Source organism: Paenibacillus sp. WC2504 (assembly GCF_052682475.1).
In genome coordinates this window covers 6760533-6781229 of the sequence record NZ_JBQZFH010000001.1, presented here as the reverse complement: position 1 = coordinate 6781229, position 20697 = coordinate 6760533, and the positions used below count along the sequence as shown (strand labels likewise).

The 20697-nt window shown below is 36.9% G+C and carries 19 protein-coding genes and 1 riboswitch; all 19 genes read left to right on the top strand.

From position 1 onward, the window contains the following. Window positions 1-29 precede the first annotated feature (29 nt). The 19 genes from galU (at window position 30) to ACUN27_RS30570 (ending at window position 20619) form a co-directional block, all read left to right on the top strand. On the top strand, window positions 30-923 hold the full coding sequence (galU, locus tag ACUN27_RS30660) for a UTP--glucose-1-phosphate uridylyltransferase GalU (RefSeq protein WP_445560155.1): 894 nt from the start codon (window positions 30-32) through the stop codon (window positions 921-923). A gap of 10 nt (window positions 924-933) precedes the next feature. Beyond that, window positions 934-1635: a sugar transferase gene (locus ACUN27_RS30655; RefSeq protein ID WP_445560154.1), complete on the top strand. Its 702-nt coding sequence runs from the start codon at window positions 934-936 to the stop codon at window positions 1633-1635. Window positions 1636-1658: 23 nt separating this feature from the next. Further along, entirely contained in the window at window positions 1659-2903 is a 1245-nt protein-coding gene (gene wecC / locus ACUN27_RS30650; RefSeq protein WP_445560153.1) for a UDP-N-acetyl-D-mannosamine dehydrogenase, read from the top strand. 15 nt (window positions 2904-2918) lie between these two features. Then, the gene (locus ACUN27_RS30645) at window positions 2919-4229 is read left to right on the top strand and encodes an oligosaccharide flippase family protein (RefSeq protein WP_445560152.1); all 1311 of its coding nucleotides are present in this window, start codon (window positions 2919-2921) and stop codon (window positions 4227-4229) included. A 163-nt stretch (window positions 4230-4392) separates the two neighbouring features. Further along, window positions 4393-5847, top strand: a complete 1455-nt coding sequence (locus ACUN27_RS30640; RefSeq protein WP_445560151.1) for an O-antigen ligase family protein — start codon at window positions 4393-4395, stop codon at window positions 5845-5847. Window positions 5848-6106: 259 nt separating this feature from the next. Then, a complete protein-coding gene (locus ACUN27_RS30635; RefSeq protein WP_445560150.1) occupies window positions 6107-7354 on the top strand; it encodes a glycosyltransferase in 1248 nt (415 codons plus the stop codon). A gap of 17 nt (window positions 7355-7371) precedes the next feature. After that, on the top strand, window positions 7372-8271 hold the full coding sequence (locus ACUN27_RS30630; protein ID WP_445560149.1) for a glycosyltransferase family 2 protein: 900 nt from the start codon (window positions 7372-7374) through the stop codon (window positions 8269-8271). A 32-nt stretch (window positions 8272-8303) separates the two neighbouring features. After that, a complete protein-coding gene (locus tag ACUN27_RS30625) occupies window positions 8304-9017 on the top strand; it encodes an acyltransferase (RefSeq protein WP_445560148.1) in 714 nt (237 codons plus the stop codon). Beyond that, window positions 9017-10381, top strand: a complete 1365-nt coding sequence (locus ACUN27_RS30620) for a glycosyltransferase (RefSeq protein WP_445560147.1) — start codon at window positions 9017-9019, stop codon at window positions 10379-10381. Before ACUN27_RS30625 ends, ACUN27_RS30620 begins: the two co-directional genes overlap by 1 nt. 2 nt (window positions 10382-10383) lie before the next feature. Continuing rightward, a complete protein-coding gene (gene cps2T / locus ACUN27_RS30615; RefSeq protein WP_445560146.1) occupies window positions 10384-11598 on the top strand; it encodes a beta 1-4 rhamnosyltransferase Cps2T in 1215 nt (404 codons plus the stop codon). Window positions 11599-11613: 15 nt separating this feature from the next. Further along, window positions 11614-12507, top strand: coding sequence for a glucose-1-phosphate thymidylyltransferase RfbA (rfbA, locus tag ACUN27_RS30610; RefSeq protein WP_445560145.1), 894 nt, complete (start codon window positions 11614-11616; stop codon window positions 12505-12507). A gap of 62 nt (window positions 12508-12569) precedes the next feature. After that, entirely contained in the window at window positions 12570-13592 is a 1023-nt protein-coding gene (locus ACUN27_RS30605) for a hypothetical protein (RefSeq protein ID WP_445560144.1), read from the top strand. A gap of 37 nt (window positions 13593-13629) precedes the next feature. Beyond that, a complete protein-coding gene (locus ACUN27_RS30600) occupies window positions 13630-14160 on the top strand; it encodes a VanZ family protein (protein ID WP_445560143.1) in 531 nt (176 codons plus the stop codon). Window positions 14161-14261: 101 nt separating this feature from the next. Then, window positions 14262-14352, top strand: a riboswitch (cyclic di-GMP riboswitch). A 55-nt stretch (window positions 14353-14407) separates the two neighbouring features. Then, the gene (locus ACUN27_RS30595) at window positions 14408-14617 is read left to right on the top strand and encodes a hypothetical protein (protein WP_445560142.1); all 210 of its coding nucleotides are present in this window, start codon (window positions 14408-14410) and stop codon (window positions 14615-14617) included. Window positions 14618-15162: 545 nt separating this feature from the next. Then, window positions 15163-16155, top strand: coding sequence for a copper amine oxidase N-terminal domain-containing protein (locus tag ACUN27_RS30590; protein WP_445560141.1), 993 nt, complete (start codon window positions 15163-15165; stop codon window positions 16153-16155). A gap of 123 nt (window positions 16156-16278) precedes the next feature. Beyond that, entirely contained in the window at window positions 16279-16650 is a 372-nt protein-coding gene (locus ACUN27_RS30585; RefSeq protein ID WP_315953427.1) for a hypothetical protein, read from the top strand. Window positions 16651-17013: 363 nt separating this feature from the next. After that, a complete protein-coding gene (locus ACUN27_RS30580; RefSeq protein ID WP_445560140.1) occupies window positions 17014-18180 on the top strand; it encodes an ROK family protein in 1167 nt (388 codons plus the stop codon). A 16-nt stretch (window positions 18181-18196) separates the two neighbouring features. Next, window positions 18197-19204 (top strand): asparaginase, encoded by a 1008-nt coding sequence (locus ACUN27_RS30575; protein WP_445560139.1) that lies wholly within the window; start codon window positions 18197-18199, stop codon window positions 19202-19204. 86 nt (window positions 19205-19290) lie between these two features. Beyond that, complete coding sequence (locus ACUN27_RS30570) at window positions 19291-20619, top strand: ABC transporter substrate-binding protein (RefSeq protein ID WP_315953430.1); 1329 nt, start codon at window positions 19291-19293, stop codon at window positions 20617-20619. Window positions 20620-20697: the final 78 nt, after the last annotated feature.

Here is a 20697-nt window from a genome sequence, read left to right as displayed (position 1 = left end):
AACAAATAGATAAAAATGGAGGGATACACATGAAGGGGAAGGTAAGAAAAGCAATTATACCTGCAGCGGGTTTAGGGACAAGATTCTTGCCAGCAACCAAAGCGATGCCTAAGGAAATGCTTCCCATTGTTGATAAGCCTACCATTCAATACATTGTGGAAGAGGCTATTGAATCAGGTATTGAGGATATTATCATCGTTACAGGTAAGGGGAAACGGGCTATTGAAGATCATTTTGATAGCGCGTTTGAACTTGAATATAACTTAGCGGAAAAAGGAAAGCTTCAGCTTCTTGAAGAGGTATTAAGACCGGCAAAAGTTGAAATTCACTATATTCGACAAAAAGAAGCCAAGGGACTAGGTCATGCCGTATGGTGTGCTCGCCGTTTTATTGGAAATGAGCCTTTTGCTGTTCTATTAGGGGATGATATCGTAAGTGCTAGCATCCCTTGTTTAAAACAACTCATGAAACAATATGATATTACTCAGTCTTCTGTGATTGGTGTGCAGCCAGTAACTGATCAAGAAACTAAAAGATATGGCATTATTGACCCTATTAGTAAAGAAGAAAACTTATACCATGTCCGAAACTTGATAGAAAAGCCAGAATTTGGAACAGCACCTTCTAATTTAGCGATAATGGGACGGTACATTCTTACCCCTGAAATCTTTGATTTTCTTGAGCTTCAGGAAACAGGAGCTGGGGGAGAAATTCAACTAACGGATGCAATTAGCAAACTAAACGCAATCCAAAACGTATACGCTTATCATTTTAGTGGCACTCGCTATGATGTAGGTGAGAAACTTGGATTTATTCTTACGTCATTAGAATTTGCTTTAAAAAATGATGAGCTAAGAGTTCCTTTACTTCAAGAAATAAATAAAATTGCTCAACGAGAAACGTTGCCCCATGCAATTGGGTAGGAGGGATTAAATGCCGAATCTATCTAATGATACACCCTTACTAGAAAATAACCAATATTACAAAAGGACTAATAAGACATATATAAAAATAATAGAAAGTCCAAGTGTTTTTTACTTGTTGACTAAGCGTCTAATAGACATTGTAGGTGCTTGTGTTGGCATACTTTTGTTATTCCCATTATTTCTTATTACTGCGGTACTTATAAAACTAGAAGATCCAAAAGGAACCGTGTTTTTCTACCAACAGCGAGTTGGTAAGTATGAAAAGTTATTTAAGATGTATAAATTTAGATCTATGGTTAGCAATGCTGAGGAACTATTTGAGGACCTTCTAGCTAAGAACGAAATCGAGGGTCATATGTTTAAAATAAAGGAAGATCCACGGATCACAAAAATTGGGAAGTTTATTCGGAAAACAAGTATTGATGAGCTTCCTCAACTCTGGAATGTCTTAAAAGGCGATATGAGCCTTGTTGGACCTAGACCTCCACTTGTTCGTGAAGTAGAGTGCTATAGCAGTTATCATAAGCAACGTTTATTGATCACGCCGGGTTGTACGGGTTTGTGGCAAGTTTGTGGAAGAAACAAAGTAGGATTTGAGAGAATGGTTGAGTTGGATTTAGAGTATATAAACAAAAAAAGTATTCTTCTCGACTTTAAAATAATTTTCAAAACATTTTTTGTCTTATTTGGTTCGAAGGATGCATTTTAGTGAGAGGATAAGTGAGGTGTCAAATGAGTAAATTGAAAATATGTGTAGTAGGTTTGGGGTATATTGGTTTACCTACAGCAAGCTTACTAGCAACTAAGGGATATAATGTTCATGGCGTAGACGTTAATGAAAATGCAGTGAATATGATAAATAATGGACAGGTTCATATTTATGAACCAGATCTGGACATTCTAGTTAAAGCTGCCGTGCAGAGCGGAAAACTTAAAGCGTCAACACAGCCTGAAGAGGCTGATATATTTATTATTTCAGTACCAACACCATTTAAAAATGGATTTAAACCTGACTTAACATATGTTGAAAATGCCACCAGATCCATTGCTCATCATATCAAGGCAGATGACTTAGTTATTTTGGAGTCTACTAGTCCAGTAGGTACTACCGAAAAAGTAGCTCAATGGATATTGGAAGAAAGGCCAGAGTTTATTGTGTCAGAAGAAGTAAACTTGAATTGTGATAGGTTTTATGTAGCTCATTGTCCTGAACGGGTTCTACCTGGCCACATTTTAAAAGAATTAGTTGATAATGATCGGATTATTGGTGGTATTGATCATCCTTCTACAGTAAAAACAGTTGAGTTTTATCGTCAATTTGTAAATGGAAAAATTCTCGAAACTAATGCAAGGACAGCAGAAATGGCTAAACTAACTGAAAATTCTTTTCGTGATGTTAATATAGCATTTGCAAATGAGTTGTCTATGATTTGTGATCACTTGGATATTAATGTGTGGGAACTCATTCGTTTAGCAAATCACCATCCTCGAGTTAATATATTACAGCCTGGTCCAGGAGTTGGTGGTCATTGTATCGCTGTTGATCCATGGTTTATTGTAGATGCGGCTCCTGAGCAAGCCAAGTTAATTCAGACAGCTCGTGTTGTTAATGACTATAAACCAGGATATGTTGTAGAAAAAGTAAAAGCAAAAGCAGAACGGTTTAAGGAGCCGGTTATTGCATGTTTAGGTCTTTCTTTTAAGGCCAACATTGATGATTTGAGGGAAAGTCCAGCTGTAGAGATTGTTGAGCATTTGTCGAGGAGTAATGTTGGGCAGTTGTATGTGGTTGAGCCACATGTGAGTAGTCTCCCTACGAAGTTGGAAAAGGAGAATATTAAATTGACAACAACAGAGTACGCGATTCGATCTTCTGATATTGTTTTGCTTTTGGTGGATCATAGGGCTTTCGGTTCGGTTGATCGGAATCTACTTAAGGAAAAGATTGTGATTGATACGAGGGGATTTATTCAATAAGGATCAGGAGACACAATGAAATTATTATTTCAGAAAATATTCAAGAAAGCATTTAAGGTTGGTTTTTTTCACCTGCTTTCAACCAATTTAGTTATTCAGATTGCTGGATTTAGTGGTCAAATTTTTCTCACACACATTCTTTCGGTAGATGATATTGGTAGAATACGTGTTATTCAAGCGTTTTTTAGTATATTTCTAATTGTTGCTACATTCGGATTAAATACTGCAATACTCAAATTAAGTTCAGAAAAAATATCTGAAGATAATAAAAAGGAACTTTTCCTTACTGGTTTCAAATTTTGTATTATTACTTCTCTTACTGTTTTAGTTATTGTGTATGCTTTATCTTCCCAACAAATTATTTCATCCGACACTGTTATCAACAAAATGACAATTTTATATACAATCCAGCTACCTATTTACGTACTTGCAAGTTACGGCATGTCATATTTACAGTCACAGAAGAGAATTAGGGTTATGTCGAAGCTCCAAGGTATATCTAAGTTAATTGTCATAATAATAAGCACTGTGACAGCACATTTTCTAGGATTTCAAGGGTATATTATGAGTTTAATATTAACGAATTTCATATCTTTTTCATTATTATTTTTTCCGTTAAAAGCTGAAATGAAATACATGGTATTCAATAGAATGAAATTGCTTCATTTTAAGAAGATGATGGCATTTTGCGGGTATGCTTTTGGAACTAGCATTACTTGGCAACTATTAATATCTTTTGGTGTTATTTTAGCTAATTTTATGAATTTAGAAAAAAGTGAAATTGCGTATTATGGCATTGCTTCTTTAGTAATCACTACAATTATGATAATTCCGAATACAGTTAGTCAGCTTATGGTTCCGTATATATCGGAGAATACAAAAGATATAAATGCAATCAAAGAAATAATGGGCCGTTACGAGAAAAGAGTACTCCTTTTAATGTTAGTTATTATATTAGGCTCATCAATTTTATTTCCAATCTTTATTCCATTTGCATTCGGAAATGAATATAAACATTCTATACTCTATTTCGAACTGCTGCTTCCTGGTCTCTTGTTTTGGAGTTTATATTCTCCAAAACAAAATACCTTAATGAGCATGGGGAAAATAAAATACAACTTTTTTGCTAATTTATTGACGCTTGGTGCGTCCATTGTTTTGTATATCATATCAATTAAATTTTACGGAGTTTATGGGCTGGCAATAGGTTATTCTTTGACATTTTTAATTGCAATATTTATTAATAATTTTTACATGAGGATGGCATTTTTTAAGGCTCCTAAGCATATTAATTTCGGAATTAGAGATAATGTTGAAGGTAGTTAGTAAATTTGATTGTATAAATGATTTTCCAATTCGTGATCAAAAAAGAACATTTTCTCATATCTAAAATTAAGATCTTTAGAGAGTTGTGGATTAAAATAAAGTATAGTGGCAGGGGGAGAATCTTATACTATACTCAAAACAATTCGTTCTTATTTTTTCTACATTGTTTGTTTCACTTTTATTGACTTATGTAGGAATGGAACACTCAGTAATATATCCGATCACCATAGCAGTTTCTGGATTATGCTTTGTTTATTATCTGATTAACTACAAAAAAACTTTTTGGTATTTTTTAGGTATAATTCCATTCCTGCCTGCTTACTTTTCAGTTCAATTTGGATCATTTCCGGTGATTACAGCTTTTAGAGTTCTGTTGTTGTTATTCATAATAGATCAATTAATTTTAAAAAAACGATTAGCGTTCTTGTTGAATACAATGAAAAAAGATAGGCTGGCGCCAATAATACTCTTTTATACTGCGGTTATTTGCTCAACGAGTTTGGTTCATCTCGCAATGGACAAGGACTTCACTTCGATGATCGGAGCTATTTCCATAATTGTTGAAAAAGTATTACTATATTATTTGGTGTTAATGAACATAAATATCGAATCGAATAGAAATAGTGCTTATCTGGATAAGGTGTTACATACTTTTTGTTTTTCAGCATTTGTACTTGCTGTGTTGGGTGTTATAGAGTATTTTACTTCTTTTAACGTATTTAGTTTGCTGGAAACTTCAAATTCTGAAGCAATTCGGTATAGTACATACATTAGACAAGGGGATTTGCGGGTAGCTTCGAGTTTCTTACATTCACTAGGATATGGATTATATCTTTTACTGATCATTCCTATTGTATTCTATCAGCTTAGAAAGTATATGAATAACAAGAAGACAATTGGTTTCAAATATTATGTTGTTTTATTGTTTTTACTTCTAACTAATTTATTACTTACATCTTCGAGATCCACTTTAATTGCTTTAGCAATTGGTTTTATTGTGTATTTTATTATGACAAGTTTAAGGAACAAAATAATAATTGCTTACTCTGCAGTGTTCTTGTGTATACCGTTTTTAGTCTTTAGTATCACATCATACGCTGATGACATACCGTTAGTATCAAGCGTTGGTAAAAATGTGAAAGCACTATCTGACACGCTTTTAGGTACTTCGCTGGTTGAGGATTACGGAAAAAATAGTGAGCCATTTACTTACAGAGAAGAACTTGTAAGATATGCATTTAATCAAGAAGGTATTGATGGGGTTTTCGGTAAGGGGATCGGTTTTATAAGAAATGAACCCTTAATTTTTTATCTCCCCACAATAAATCCGTACGAAGCGACAGTTTCTAAATCTGTAGATAATTACTATGTAAATGCAAAGCTCGAATCAGGCTGGATTGGTTTATTAGTAACAATCATTTTTTTACTAACAGTGCTTCTTAAGATCTATAAACAAAGGAAAAAAGATTTCTTTTATTTGGTGTTGTTCACTTCTTTTGCAGGGTATTTAATTGAATTAACAATGGTTAATGAATTAGAGACGATGAGGTATTTTTGGATTTTACTGGCTGTGTTTTCTGCTTTTAAAAAGTTTCAAGTAAATTCCAACATTAAATAGTATTCTTTAAAAAAGAGCCTGAATTAGGCTTTTTTTTTATTAAACAGAAGACATGACATTGAAAGGGTATTACATAGTTTAGGATGCAACTGCCAATAATGATTGCAATACAAAACTCACTAAGGGAGGATTGCCAAAGATCATAGGTGTTGTTCATTTACAATAATTATATTGATCTGTATTAAGATGAATAAATCTAATGTTTTGAAGTAAGTCTTTTCTTTTGTAAGGGAGAGGGATTCATATTAAAAAAAATATTATGTATGTAAGTATTCTTGAAAAAGTTTTTGATGGCGGAATATTTAGGAATCAAGTAATTGAACTTTTAAAAAATATTAAGATCCAGGACAGTAGTGAAAACATCGCACTATTTATCATGCTTCCTATACTATTACGTAGCAACAATGGAATTCATTTTACATGGAACCAATATGAGAGAGAGATAGCAGAATTAAAAGCTGAGATGAATATTAATAATATTGATTTAGAAATTTCCTACATTCCTATGTTATTTAGTCATTTTTATCTCAAGCCATTTTTACTATTTTATTTTTTATTGATTACAACTCCATTATTATCCATACGGATTATTAAAAGGAAAATAAGTGTGATTCATTGTAGAAGTTATTTGCCAACACTTATTTCATGTTTACTAAAAAAAATATTTCCTATCCATGTAATTTTTGATCTAAGGGGGTTATATGTAAGTGAGATGGTTACAGTCAATATGTTAAAAAATGACTCATTGAGCTATAACATTTGGTCTAAAATCGAGCGATACTTATTGGAGTTATCAGATCAAATTATCATATTATCGGATACATTTGCCGAATATTTTGAATCAAAGAAAATTGATGTAAAAGAAAAAACAAAATTGATATATGCGAATGTGAATATTCCCTATTTCCAGAGTGAGCGTGGAGAAAAGGTGGAATATAAAAAAAAGCTAGAATTAGAAAAATATAACATATTTTTATATTCGGGTTCTTTGGGGCACTGGCATAGTAGTGATGCGTTGCTAAGTGTTTTTAAGAAAATTGCGTTTCAAATAAGTAATCCCATTTTAGTTGTTTTAACCCAATATAGAAGAGATCTAATTTTGGATTCTGCAAGGAAATATGGTATAGATGAAAAGCTGCTTATGATTAAATATTGTAAGCCAGAAGAGATGTTGGAATATCTTCTTGCCGCAGACTTTGGAATAATTCCTTTGACTGAAGAACAACTGGGTGATGATTTCTATTGGGTCGCACGAACTATGCTTTCATCTAAAGCGGAGGAATATATGGCTGCAGGATTACCTATTTTATTTAATCAACAGATAGGGGGGCTACAATATATTAATGAGAGAACCCATGTAGGAATTCCTTTTACTTTTTCAGATGAAATTAATATTCGAGTAAATCATTATCATACATTATCAAAAAATTGTAAAGATTACGCAAATAGGAATTTTTCGGTTAAAAGTAATGCGGAGAAATATATGCAGTTGTATAAAGTGAATTAATTACAGGGGGAAGTTACTTGGTTCCAAAAGTCCATTTAATAGTACTGAATTGGAATAATTATAACGATACTAAGGAATGCGTAGAATCCTTGGAGAAAGTTAAATATGCGAATTGTCAAATCGTTATCGTTGATAATAACTCCCAGGATGGATCAGGGAGGATGCTTGAAAAGAACTTCCCGAACCATAAAGTGATATTGAATTCGAGTAATTTAGGTTATTCAGGCGGTAATAATGTGGGGATAGCATACTCCTTAGATGAGAGTGCGGAATTTATTATTCTAGTCAATAATGACATCGTGGTTCAAAGTGAATTTTTTCTTCAGGATGTGATCCATCATATGTCTAATCATGAAGTTGATATTCTTGCTCCTAGAATTGTAAGTCACGAAACAAACCAAGAAATCTCTATATATACTAAAAAGTCTTGGTGGGACTTGGTATTGAGATTATTGACTTTAAACGAAGGGCGAAAAGAAGAAATCAAAAATTTTAATGAACTTTTATTATTGGGATCTTTTTTAGTAATCAGAACAGATGTCATTAAAAAAATAGGGAGTTTAAATGAAGATTTTTTTATGTATTGTGAAGAAAATGAATTTTTATTAAGAGCATGTATGAATAAATTAAGAATTGACTATTTCGCTGATGTAACAGTCAGCAGGAAATTAGCTCGAGATGGATATAAGTATAAAAAAAGACGAATCTATTATATATCAAGAAATAAAATATATATGTTTAAACTTCACTCATTCGGACTAAAACGAAGTTTCCTCAATATATTAAATTTTATGAGTGATTTGAAACAGATTGTTAAATGCCTAATTCATGGAGAACTGTATTTGGTGGATTCAATTATCAAAGGAATGATTGATGGCGCTAAAAGTATAACCGGAATTAAGAAAGAATATCATTAAATATTCTTTAGGATACAAGGAGAAGTTAAACATTGGATAAACTATTGAATTACTTAATTATCAAGATAAAAAAGAACGATTATAAACTGGACGTCAGTTTAAACATAATAAGCTTGCTATCGATTGCGTGGGATAGAGGGTTGCTATTACTACGTGGATTTTTTATGCGTATTGGTTTAAAAGAGGCAGGTTCTATTTTATTTATCGGCAAAGGTGTAACACTTAAACATAAAAGTTTTATTACTTTAAAAAGTGGCGTTACTTTAGATGATCATGTTGTTTTAGAAGGATTATCTAGAGAAGGTCTAATATTAGAGGAGAATGTGAAAATTGGTTCATTCACAAAGATTGCATGCACTGGAACATTAAAAAAGTTAGGTAAAGGGATCAAAATTGGAGCTAACAGTGGAGTAGGCGACTATAGTTTCTTCGGTGCTGCTGGTGGCATTGAAATTGGAGAAAATGTAATTATGGGTCAAAATGTAAGATTTCATTCTGAAAACCATAATTTCGATAGGCTTGATATTCCGATTAAAGAGCAAGGGGTTACGAATATTGGAATTCGTATTGGCGATGATTGTTGGATCGGTGCAGGTGCAGTTTTTCTAGACGGTGTAAACGTTGGTGAAGGATGTGTAATTGGAGCAAATACACTTGTTAATAAAGATATACCTCCATATAGTGTAGCAGTGGGTAGTCCGGTAAAAATAGTAAAGAGTCGATTGGCTGTGGGGTCGAAAATTTAATGAATATTTTACACGTTACGCTAGGCATTCCTCCATTCCGATCAGGTGGATTAACCAAGTATTCAGTAGATTTAATGTTAGAACAACAACGACAATCCCATACTGTTTCCCTTGTTTATCCTGGACATATTTATGGTGTTGGTGGGGTTCGAATTACTGAAAATAATAGTTATAAGAACATAGGTGTATATGAAATAATTAATCCATTGCCAGTACCTCTTCTGGGTGGAATAAAAGAACCGAGCAGATATATTAGGACAGTAAATAAGCGTACCTACAAAACTTTTTTCAATGAGGTAAAACCTGACTCCATACACATTCATACTTTTCAAGGGGTTCACAAAGAGTTCATCGAAGTTGCTAAAGAATTTAATATACAGATCATATACACTACTCACGATTATTTCGGGATATGTCCTAAAGTTAATTTGATGGATCATCTCGGTAACATTTGTTATGACTACAATTCTGGTGTGAAATGCGCTACTTGCAATGTAAATGGCTACAGTATGTTTAAAATTTTTGTCATGCAATCGGAGTTATATCGATTTTTAAAAGATTCATCTATTGTTAGGAAAATTCGTCAACGTGAAAAAAGTAAAAATAACCTCGTTCTTAGTGTAAATAAATCAGTTGCAGTTCATGCTGAGATGAAAAATATTCATGCAAATAAATATATAGACTTAAGAAAATATTATATTGAAATGTTTTCTTTAATTGATTTATTCCATTTTAATAGCAGAACTGCGAAGAGTGAGTTTGAAAAGTATTTAAACGTTCGAGGGCAAGTAATTCCAATAACACATAGTGATATTCATGATTCTAGAGTTTTACGACAATATGACAAAAACAAGCCGTTACAAATCGCCTACCTTGGACCGGTAGATCGATATAAGGGCTTTTATTTTGTGCAAAACGCTTTAAACGAATTAAAAGGCGGTAATTGGCACCTGCATGTTTATGGAGATTTAGCTAAAGCTGATGTAGATAATGATCCCAATCATTATACGTTTCATGACAGATATAGGTATGACCAACTCTCAAGTATCTTTAAACATACGGACCTTCTAATTATACCAAGCATTTGGAAAGAAACATTCGGGTTTATCGGTCTAGAAGCATTAGCACACGGAGTGCCAATAATGATTTCTGAACATGTTGGGCTACAAGATGTTATTACTCATGGAGAAACAGGTATTGTGTTTAAGGCTGAAGAAAGCGAATTACGTGAACAGATCGCAGCCATCATTAAGGATAGAGAGATCTTGGAAAAAATTAATAAAAATATTTTGCAGAGTGAATTTGTGTTTTCAATGGAACAACATACGAATCGGATGATTGAATTTTATAAAACAGGAGTATAGACATGAAAAACATATTCATAATAGGCTCAAAAGGAATACCGGCCAAATACGGCGGTTTCGAAACATTCGTAGAACAACTTACCGTGCGGCAGCAAAATGGCAATATTCGTTATCACGTATCCTGTTTGGCAGATAACAACGAAGAATTTGAGCATAATAGTGCGCGATGCTTTAATGTGAAGACCAAGAAAATTGGCGCGGCTACAGCAGTACTGTATGATGTTTTGAGCATACGCAGATGCATAGACTATATTCGCCAAAACAAATTAATAAATTGCACAGTATATATATTGGCCTGCCGGATAGGGCCTTTTTTTTATTTCTATAAAAGGCAATTGGAGAAAATGGGGGTTACTGTTTGCGTAAATCCTGATGGTCACGAATGGAAACGAAGTAAATGGAATGCCGCTATCAAAAAGTATTGGAAAGTGTCAGAAAGCTTGATGGTTAAACATGCGGATCTATTGATCTGTGATTCCAAAGGTATTAAGAGCTACATACAGTCAGAATATAAGTCATACAACCCTACTACAGCTTTTATCGCTTATGGTGCAGATATCGAAGACTCAAATCTATTGGATGATTCCGAGAAATTACAAGCTTGGACTGCGCAGCATGGTATTAGAATCAACGAGTACTATTTAATAGTAGGAAGATTTGTACCAGAAAATAATTACGAATTAATGATTCGTGAATTTATGAGATCGAATACAAGAAAAGACTTAGTCATTATTACAAATGTGGAGCAGAATCAGTTTTTCCAAGGTTTATCGGAACGCACGCAATTTAGCACGGATCGTAGAATAAAATTTGTTGGAACTGTTTACGATCAAGAGTTATTGAAAAAGATTCGGGTGCTGGCGTATGGTTATTTGCATGGCCACGAAGTAGGAGGGACGAACCCTTCTTTACTGGAAGCGTTAGCCTCAACCAAGTTAAATTTGCTACTAGATGTTAATTTTAATAAAGAAGTGGCTTTGGATGGGGCTGTTTATTTTAATAAACAAGAAGACTCACTTGCGTCTATAGTTAACCGGGTTGATCGCTTTTCTCCCGATGTAATTGCTAGTTTATCATATAAGGCAAAACAACGGATCGAACAAGAATATTCCTGGTCAAAAATAGTAAATGAATATGAACAACTCTTCCTAACAACTGAAGTTCAGATGAGAAAATCGTCTGTGATAAAAGAAAGTGCAAAACTCATTAAGCAGTAAAGGAGCTGTTCAATATTGAAAGGGATTATTTTAGCAGGTGGAAGCGGAACAAGATTATATCCACTAACTAAAACGATATCGAAGCAGTTGCTTCCTATATATGATAAGCCTATGATTTATTACCCATTATCTGTTTTGATGTTAGCTGGAATCAAAGACATTCTCATCATATCTACTCCAGAGGACACGCCTAGATTCAAACAATTATTGGGGGATGGTAAGGATATCGGTATTTCTCTTTCCTACTCAGTTCAACTTTCTCCGGATGGGATTGCACAAGCTTTTATTATTGCCGAAGAATTTATTGGTGATGATTCTGTAGCATTAATCTTAGGAGATAATCTGTTCTATGGCCATGGCCTCACAGAAATGCTTCAAAAGGTGGCTGAGCGGAGCAGTGGAGCGACAGTGTTCGGTTATTATGTGAATGATCCAGAGCGATTCGGTGTCGTTGATTTTGATGAAAGAGGAAAGGCTATATCAATTGAGGAGAAGCCAAATATACCTCGCTCGAATTATGCAGTCACTGGACTTTACTTCTATGATAATAAGGTTGTTGAGATTGCCAAAAGAATCAGACCTTCCGATCGTGGTGAACTTGAAATTACCGATATTAATAAAGAGTATTTACATCTAGAACTGTTAAATGTTGAGATTCTTGGCAGAGGGTATTCCTGGCTGGACTCTGGCACACATGAATCCCTACTAAAAGCTTCACAGTTTATTGAGACCATAGAGAAGAGACAAAGTCTAAAAATAGCTTGTCTTGAGGAGATTGCTTTTAACAGAGGATATATATCACGGGAGCAGCTTTTAAATTTGGCGGAACCTATGATGAAAAATGAATATGGTAAGTATTTACTGAAAATAGCCAACCAGGCGCTGAAAAGGAAGCCTGTGTATGTCTGATGTGAAAATAAAGTGAAAATTGATACTATGTTAGAACTGCAAGAAATGAGGATGTACCTATTGTGAGAAATTTAAAACCTTGGATTCGATGGACTATATGGATAGTTAGTTCGGTATCTATCATATTGTTTGTGGCAATAGGATATATATATTACAAAATTCATTCTATCCAAGTGGAAGATGTGTTGAAGCGGCACGCAACTGTTAGTAAAGATGTCGTTGAAGAAAAGCGAGAGGGGGGAGAAGATAGTAGCAAAACAAATTCCACAACTCTTCCTTCTTTCATTTCATCCCCTGTTGACAAAGCGAATGAATTTGCTACCAAACCAATTCAATCTCAAGATGCTTTGGATGCAGCGGCTATCTTACTAAAGTCAGGTCTTAGTTTGAAAGAAGTATACTACTTGACTGGTCAGGCCAGTGATAAGCTTTCCAATAATGAGAAACAAAAAATTCGCGACTTACTTCTTTCTAAACTTTCAACGGAAGAAATAGAGTCACTGCGAGCAATTACTATGCCCTACGGTAAGGAGTTAAAAATCCTTGACCCTAGTTATCCAATTGAGTTAATTGGCGTGTATGACACAGAAGAACGCAAGAAAATTCTCGCTGAGTTAAAAAATAAGGAAAAGTCACTGGATAGCCAGCAAGTTCAAGAGCAGAACAATAAACAAGAGAATGTTGAACATGCAGATGAAGAACAGCTGCCAAGTCAAGTCCAGCCGTCTTCTACACCATCTGACCAAAAATCTGACCCATCACTTATCGCGGTCTACACTGCCAAGCTAGATTCATTAAAAACCAGCTGCCAAGGCAATATCAACAATCTTGTCTCCGGTATAGTGAGTGCAAAGAAAGGAAAGAAAGATCTTGGGCTTAAAGAGCTGCAAAGCATGTTTATGCAAAAGTTTGTGGATGCGGAGTCGAAGTGTGATACTAACTTTAATGGGATACTTTCGGATGCAGCGAAAGCAGGAGTAAGCTCTGGAGAGATTGATGACTGGAAGCAATCCTATTATTCTATGAAGCAAGCGGCGCAAGGCAGTGCAATTGGTCAAATTGAAAAAGCTTTATCAAGTAAATAGGTTAGAGAGTTTATACGGAACCTGTGGGTGATACATCATGATAAAGAAATCAAACATTCTTAAGTTTCTATTGTATGTGCTCCCAATTTTAATATTGCTTGGCTTGATTTATGGACTCTCTTCTCAGACTCATCAAATGCAGGATCTTAAACCGTGGATTAAAAAGAAAATATCTGAAAAAACGATAAACGAACATTTTTTGGGTACTAGTATTAATTATGGTGCTGAGACAATAAGTCTAAAAACGAGTAGTGCAAGCAGTTTCGTGGAATTTTTAGTACGTAAATTTGCTCATCTATTCATATATGGAGTACTCGGAGGGCTAATTGCCCGCTTACTCCATGTATTTTTGCGATGCGGTTTTGGCAGGAACTTTCTCATTTCTGTGTTATTATGCACGGTATACGCAGTATCGGATGAATTCCACCAAAGTTTTATTAAGGATCGAAGCTCTAAACCGGCAGATGTCGTTTTAGACGCAGTGGGTGCTATATTTGGTATCCTGCTGTATTTGTCTGTGTCACATATATGTCAAACGGTACGAAAGGCGAAAAATAGCGAAATATAGTTCGTTATACCTAAGTGTTGATCCGAATAATGGTTCGGATGGCAGATGTCGCATCTGTATCGTTTGCTAAAATAATCCTATAAACGACAATCACATAAATCGTAAGACAATGGCAAAATTGATGAAAGTCAGTGACGCAAAGCTAGAGGGACTAAGCTGAGAAAATAATCAGTATGTCAGCCAGCTGCCGAATACGGCCTCCGTCTGATTCTTATGTGGAACAAACTATTAGGAGGTAGAGAAGAGTATGATTTGGCTAATCATATTGACTATTTTTTGGATTGTGGGGTGTATTTTTTATTTTAGTATATGTACTGTTGCAAAACGAGCAGACGAGATGGCTGAGACTATGTTTACGAATGAGATTTCTCAAAACGCAGTATCCACTTTCTTGAATGACGATGCCCAGCGCTTTGAAAAAGGAAATGAAGTTATTGGACAGGTTTGTTTAACATAAAAAGAAAGATTAGAGCACCTTTTTGGGTGCTTTTTTTATTTAAGGCACTAAGATACTAGCACTTACAAGTACTTTATTATGAAATAGATAACTACACTCCAAAATGGGATCATAATAAGCAATCCCCATAAACAACCTTTAAACATAAAAATACGATTATTTTTGTTTTCATCCATGTCATTAATCAAAATGCAGCACCTCTTTGTTTAGGATTAATACAGCTGTTTAGACATTACAAATTTAAAGAGAGTTATAGTACTTGGACTTTGTAAATAGTTAATTTCTTATTCTCAACATTGTTGTTATTTCCCTGTTAAATTAACAAGTGTTTTTTTAAAAAAGTGTATTTATAACATGGAGTCTTTTAATTTGATAGGCAGGGAGGGGAAAACGGTTTAGCAGTTATGTTTTTAAATGGGTAATATGGTCTATTGTTACTATTGTTGCTGATTGCTGAATATTGCCGCCTATTCCAAGTCTTCAAATGCTGAAATAAAAGTTGGGTAAGTCACTACAACCAAATAACTATACGAGGTGTCTATTATATGAAAGTGAAAAAACATTACACAACAGCAGCAGGATTATCATTAGCTCTATTATTGGGAATAAGTACTGGAGCATCTGCCTCACAGACCCCCGTAGACGTGGATGTCTATCAAATCCCTATGCATTTCAAGTTCGACGGTAAGGAGTACGCGCCGCCGGAAGGTCAAATGGGTTTTATCTATGAAGGTAGTACTTATGTCCCGATCAGGTTCATTTCTTATTCTTTGGATAAAGCAGTGAAATGGGATGCAGATACATACACAGTAACGATTTCCGAACCTAAAGAAGCAGACAAAGTTAACATTAAAGAGTACAAGCTCAACACACAGGTTTATTCAAAAAGCAATGAGAAGATAGATAAATCCAAGTTAGTCTCTAGCAAGTTAAATGTGTACAAAGAGAAGGTTGCCTTTATTTTCGATGGTGTCGCGAAGAGCCCTTCTGATGATTTACCTGGTTACATCGTCGACGGTAGTCTATATGTGCCTATGCGTTTTTTCTCTGAGTCTGTTGGCAAAACGATTAGTTGGGATCCAGAAACTTACACGGTTTCAGCTGTGACTACTCCTGATGTTAAAGATCCTGAGATTAAGGTTCCTGAAACTCCTAAACCGGATCCTCAAGCTCCAGCAGCTGGAGGTGGAGGCGCGATTGGTGGTGGTGGGACTGGCGGCAGCGGAGGTGGAAATATAACAAAACCATCTTTGGATGCACTCAAATCCGAGACGGAAGCTCAGCTCAGACAGCTTCAAGCAAAAAGTAAAGAAGAACTGACATCTTTATATAATCAATATAAAAACACGCAAGATAAGAATTTAATTGCAGAGGCATTGAATAAAATTGCTGAAACCGATGCAACGTTTAATCGGCTCATGAATGATTTAGACACGAAGCTAACGGACAATGGGTATGATACAAGCATCATCAATACTTACAAAGAACAGTATAATCAAATCAAAGAAGACGCTAAAAATGAAATTATCAGCAATTAATCCTCTAAACCGGGCTCATCCATATGGATGTGTCCGGTTTTATTTTCGCCCAATTTCAGTAAACTAATCACCAACTAGGCATTTACACATACAGTGTATTAGGCATTTCAACTACACAAGAATGTGAGTGATCCTTTAATGACGAATCAGGAAGAACTTGAATTTCGTCCGCCAGTTGGTGGCGGTTTACATGGCGGAGGCATCGGACATGGTGGAATCGGTGGCCCAGGACATGTCGGCGGTATTGGAGGTATCGGCGGCATCGGGCACGGCATTGGCCATGGACCGGGCTTCGGACCTGGATTCGGCCATGGCTTTCATGGCGGTTTCTTCCCTGGCGGTGGCTTTAATGCACTTCCGTGGCTAGTAGCTCCACTTGTATACAGTGCGGCTGATTCTTACTACCCATATCCATATCCGTACCCATATCCGTATCCTTATCCCTACCCGCCTAATCCCTACTATCCATATCCCCCAGGCTATCCTGGGATCTAACACGAACATTACAACCGAGGAAGTTCTCTCAGGAGAGTCCTCGGTTTTTCCCTTGTTTGTTGGACTGTTCCATTAAAAGATATTAATCGTGTCACATATAATAACAATATTCTGAGGTTGAATTCAGAAGTCATCCCAAGATTTAGATGATTTTAATGGTCATATGTTATATTACATAACACGAAAATCAAAATTTCTTGACAGGTTATAAATCTCCTGATAATATCGTATTATTAACACCGAGGAATTAATTACTAACGTATTCTTTGATATAACTACTTATTTTACATAATTACATGTATCTTCGTCATTTTTTTTATTTAATTAATAACACCAGTGGAGTAATTAAAAGGTGGTAAAGAAATGGATATTAGCAAGCATGATCAGGAGTTTATTAAGAAGAAAAATAAGAATATGGTGCTCGACCTCATTAAGAGCAGCCGCCCTATATCCAGAGCGAAGATTGCTAAGCTCACCTCGATGAGCGCCACTTCTGTAGGTCGTATCGTCAACGATCTTTGTCAAATCGGCCTGGTCAAGGAGACGGAGCAATACTCTTCAGGTGTAGGAAGAAAAGCGACGATGCTGGATATTGATGCCGGTTCCGTGCTCACAATCGGTGTCGAAATGGATAAAGGAGTAATCAAAATAGGGATCGTCGACTTTGACGGTCACATGATTGCTGAGAATACAATAACGAGGCTTTATCACTTGGATGAAGCGGTAAAGGTGGCGCGTGAGCTTTCCGAGCACATTCAAGAGCTTATTGAACGCAATGAGATTGTTATTTCTAAAATCATCGGAATCGGAATTGGCGTTCCGGGAATCATCGATACGGATAAGGGGACGATTATTTTCTCATCGCAATTAGGATGGGAGAATGTCCATTTCGCTGCTTTGGTAGAGTCAAATCTTAATATTCCGACGGTTATCGATAATGACCTGAAAGTCAAGGCGCTGGGTGAAACATACTACGGTTTCGTTAAAGGATCCAAAAGAGCGGTATTGCTTGGTTTTGGCAGCGGAGTCGGTTCTGCGCTCGTCATTGATGGTACGGTTTACCGGGGAGAATCGAATATCGCGGGTGAGATCGGTCATTCAACCGTTGACCCGAATGGCATGCTATGCGAGTGCGGGAAACGTGGTTGTCTGCAAACGTATATTGCTGACTTCACCATCATTCAGGAAGCCAATAAAGTTAAGTCTGTAACCAGCATTAAGGAGATTTTTGACAGTGCTCATAATAACGAGACATGGGCTGTGCAAATTATTGACCGTGCCTGCACGTATATTGCAATTACCGTCAGCAATGTTGTGTGCATGTATAACCCGGACACGATCATTCTCGGTGGGCATTTGATTGAGCAGCATGCAGAAATGCTTGAAACTGTGAAACAAAAAATAAATCAATTTATATGGGGACCATTTAATGGAACCTATAAGCTGGTTAGTTCCAAATTGCATAGTAATGCCGTGATGATCGGAGCGGCAACCCTTGCGCTGCAGCAGCGTTTGGATCATGAAATGTAACTTAGGAGGAAGTCATATGGATCAAGTATTGCTGGAAGAGTATCGCGGAGACACGCTCGAATGCGTGCATCGGGGGCACATTTGCGGAGTTTCTTATACAGGGGATGTGAAGTATGTTGTCGGTGATACGAATGCTGTCACGTTCTTAAGATCTGCTGGCAAGCCATTTCAAGCAATTCCCGTGCTGCGCCATGGCGCTGATGTCCACTTCGGATTAACCGGTAAGGAAACGGCCATCATGATGGGCTCTCATCGCGCCGAGCCTTTTCATGTAGATGCGCTAGAGTCCATGTTGAGAAAAATTGGTGTGACGGAAGACGGGCTTGTCTGCCACCCGACTTACCCGCTTAGCGTCTACGCGACAGAGGATTTGCTTCGCCATCAAGCGCCTAAGCGTTCAATTTATCATAATTGCTCCGGCAAACATCTGGGGATTCTAGCACTGTGTAAAATGATGGGATATCCCTTGGAGACCTATTACGAGCCTCAGCACCCGGCGCAGCTAGAGATATTGGAAACGCTCTCGTATCTATCCGAATGTGCGATTGACGAGATCCAGCTTGGCACTGATGGCTGCGGGTTCCCCGTGTTTGCCATTCCTTTGAAAAATTTAGCAACTGCTTTTCTGAAGTTGGCCTGCCCGGAACTTATAGAGGATGCAGCTATTCGTACGGCTGTCGAGAAGATGGTGGGGCTCATGAATGAGCACTATGAGATGGTAGCTGGTTCTGATCGCATTTGTTCGGCTCTACTCATGGATCCGAATATTGTAGCGAAAGGTGGGGCCAAAGGCGTCTATTGCTTCGGGCTAAAAAAAGAAAAGCTGGCCTTCGCCTTGAAAGTGCTGGACGGTTCCGAGGACGAATGGCCGTTAATCGTCGCGTCGATTTTGGAGCAAATCCATTACGACAATCTCAACACGATTCAGAGCATGTATGAGCTCGCACCCATAGAAATCAAGAATGATAACAAGAAAATTATTGGTCGCAACACAGCTGTCTTTACGCTTCAAATTCACTCATAAGTGATATGAGCATTGTCGGATAAGCACGATTTACGCTCCGGCAAGTTACATATATAAATTTCGAGGAACAATCGGGAGGGGTTATTTTGAAAAAAAGAATGTCAACAATGGTGATGAGCATGGTTCTTGTACTGACGGTCGGACTTGTCGGCTGCTCCAGCGAACCTGCAGGAAATTCAAGTAATGCAGCTCAAAGTTCAGGCAAAAAAGAAAAAATTACGTATTTAGATCCGCTTCCAAGCCCAGAGCGAACAGCACTCATGCAAGATTTCATCAAACAATTCCAAACCAAAAACCCGAACATTGAAGTCGAATACACGTCCGTTCCTTGGGATGATGCGAATAAGAAATGGATGGCTCTAGGTGCTGCCAAACAGCTTCCGGATGTCATCAGCATCGACGATACATCTCTCGTGGCCATGTCTGCTGCCGGTTATATCGAAAATCTACAGCCTTATTACGATAAATGGGATCAAGTAGGCAACCTAACTGAGGCGTTCAAGCAGGCAAGAAACAAGTATCAGGACAAAGTTTATGCAATTCCCGATGGATTTTTGCTCCAAGGTCTATTTATTCGTAGCGACTGGTTCAAAGAAAGTAACTTGCCGGAGAAAATCGATACATGGGACGATTACTTCAAGCTTTCCCAACAGCTAACGGATGCTTCCAAAGGACACTATGGCATTTCATTCCGTGGCGGTGCGAACGGTATTCTTAGAGCGATGGAATACGTTATGGCGGCGACGCACAGCGAGAGTTGGTTCGACAAAGACGGCAAATCCATCCTTTATAAACCGGAAGGGCAAGCGGCATTCAAGAAGTTTTATGATATCTATCTAAACGGTAATTCTCCTAAAGAGTCGATCAACTGGGGCTTTAATGAAATGGTGCAGGGCTTCTTAAACGGGCAGACAGCCATCCTGAATCAAACCCCTGAAGTTATTGTCACAGCTCAAAAGAACATGAAGGAAGGCACTTGGAACGTAGTTCCTATGCCAAAATCCGATGACGGCAAACGTTATATTTTCTGGGGATACACAGCTGCATACGCGATGGCTGCCAACTCTGAACACAAAGATTCAGCTTGGAAGTTTATCCAGTTCCTAAGCTCCCCAGAGATCAATTTACAATATAGCATTAAAAATTCAAGCATCCCGATTTATAAGGATAATTTGAAAGATCCGTTCTTCAGCAAAGGTCCAATTGCCGGATATGCGGGTGCTATGGCTGACTCCAACATTGTATTTGCCGGACCGCCGAGCCATCTGACCAAGCTGGGTCAATTCTCAGGTACATTTGCTGTACAAGAGACCCAAAAATATTTGAGTAAAACCCAATCCCTCGAGGATACCATTAAGCATTTGGCTGATTTCCTGACTAAGGAGCAGCAAGATTATTTGAAAACTAATAAATAGTAACATTTAGAAGCAGACAACCGGGGCGGAGTTCTGTACCGGTTGTCTTTTCCTTATCCGATAGGGAGGTGAAGCGGC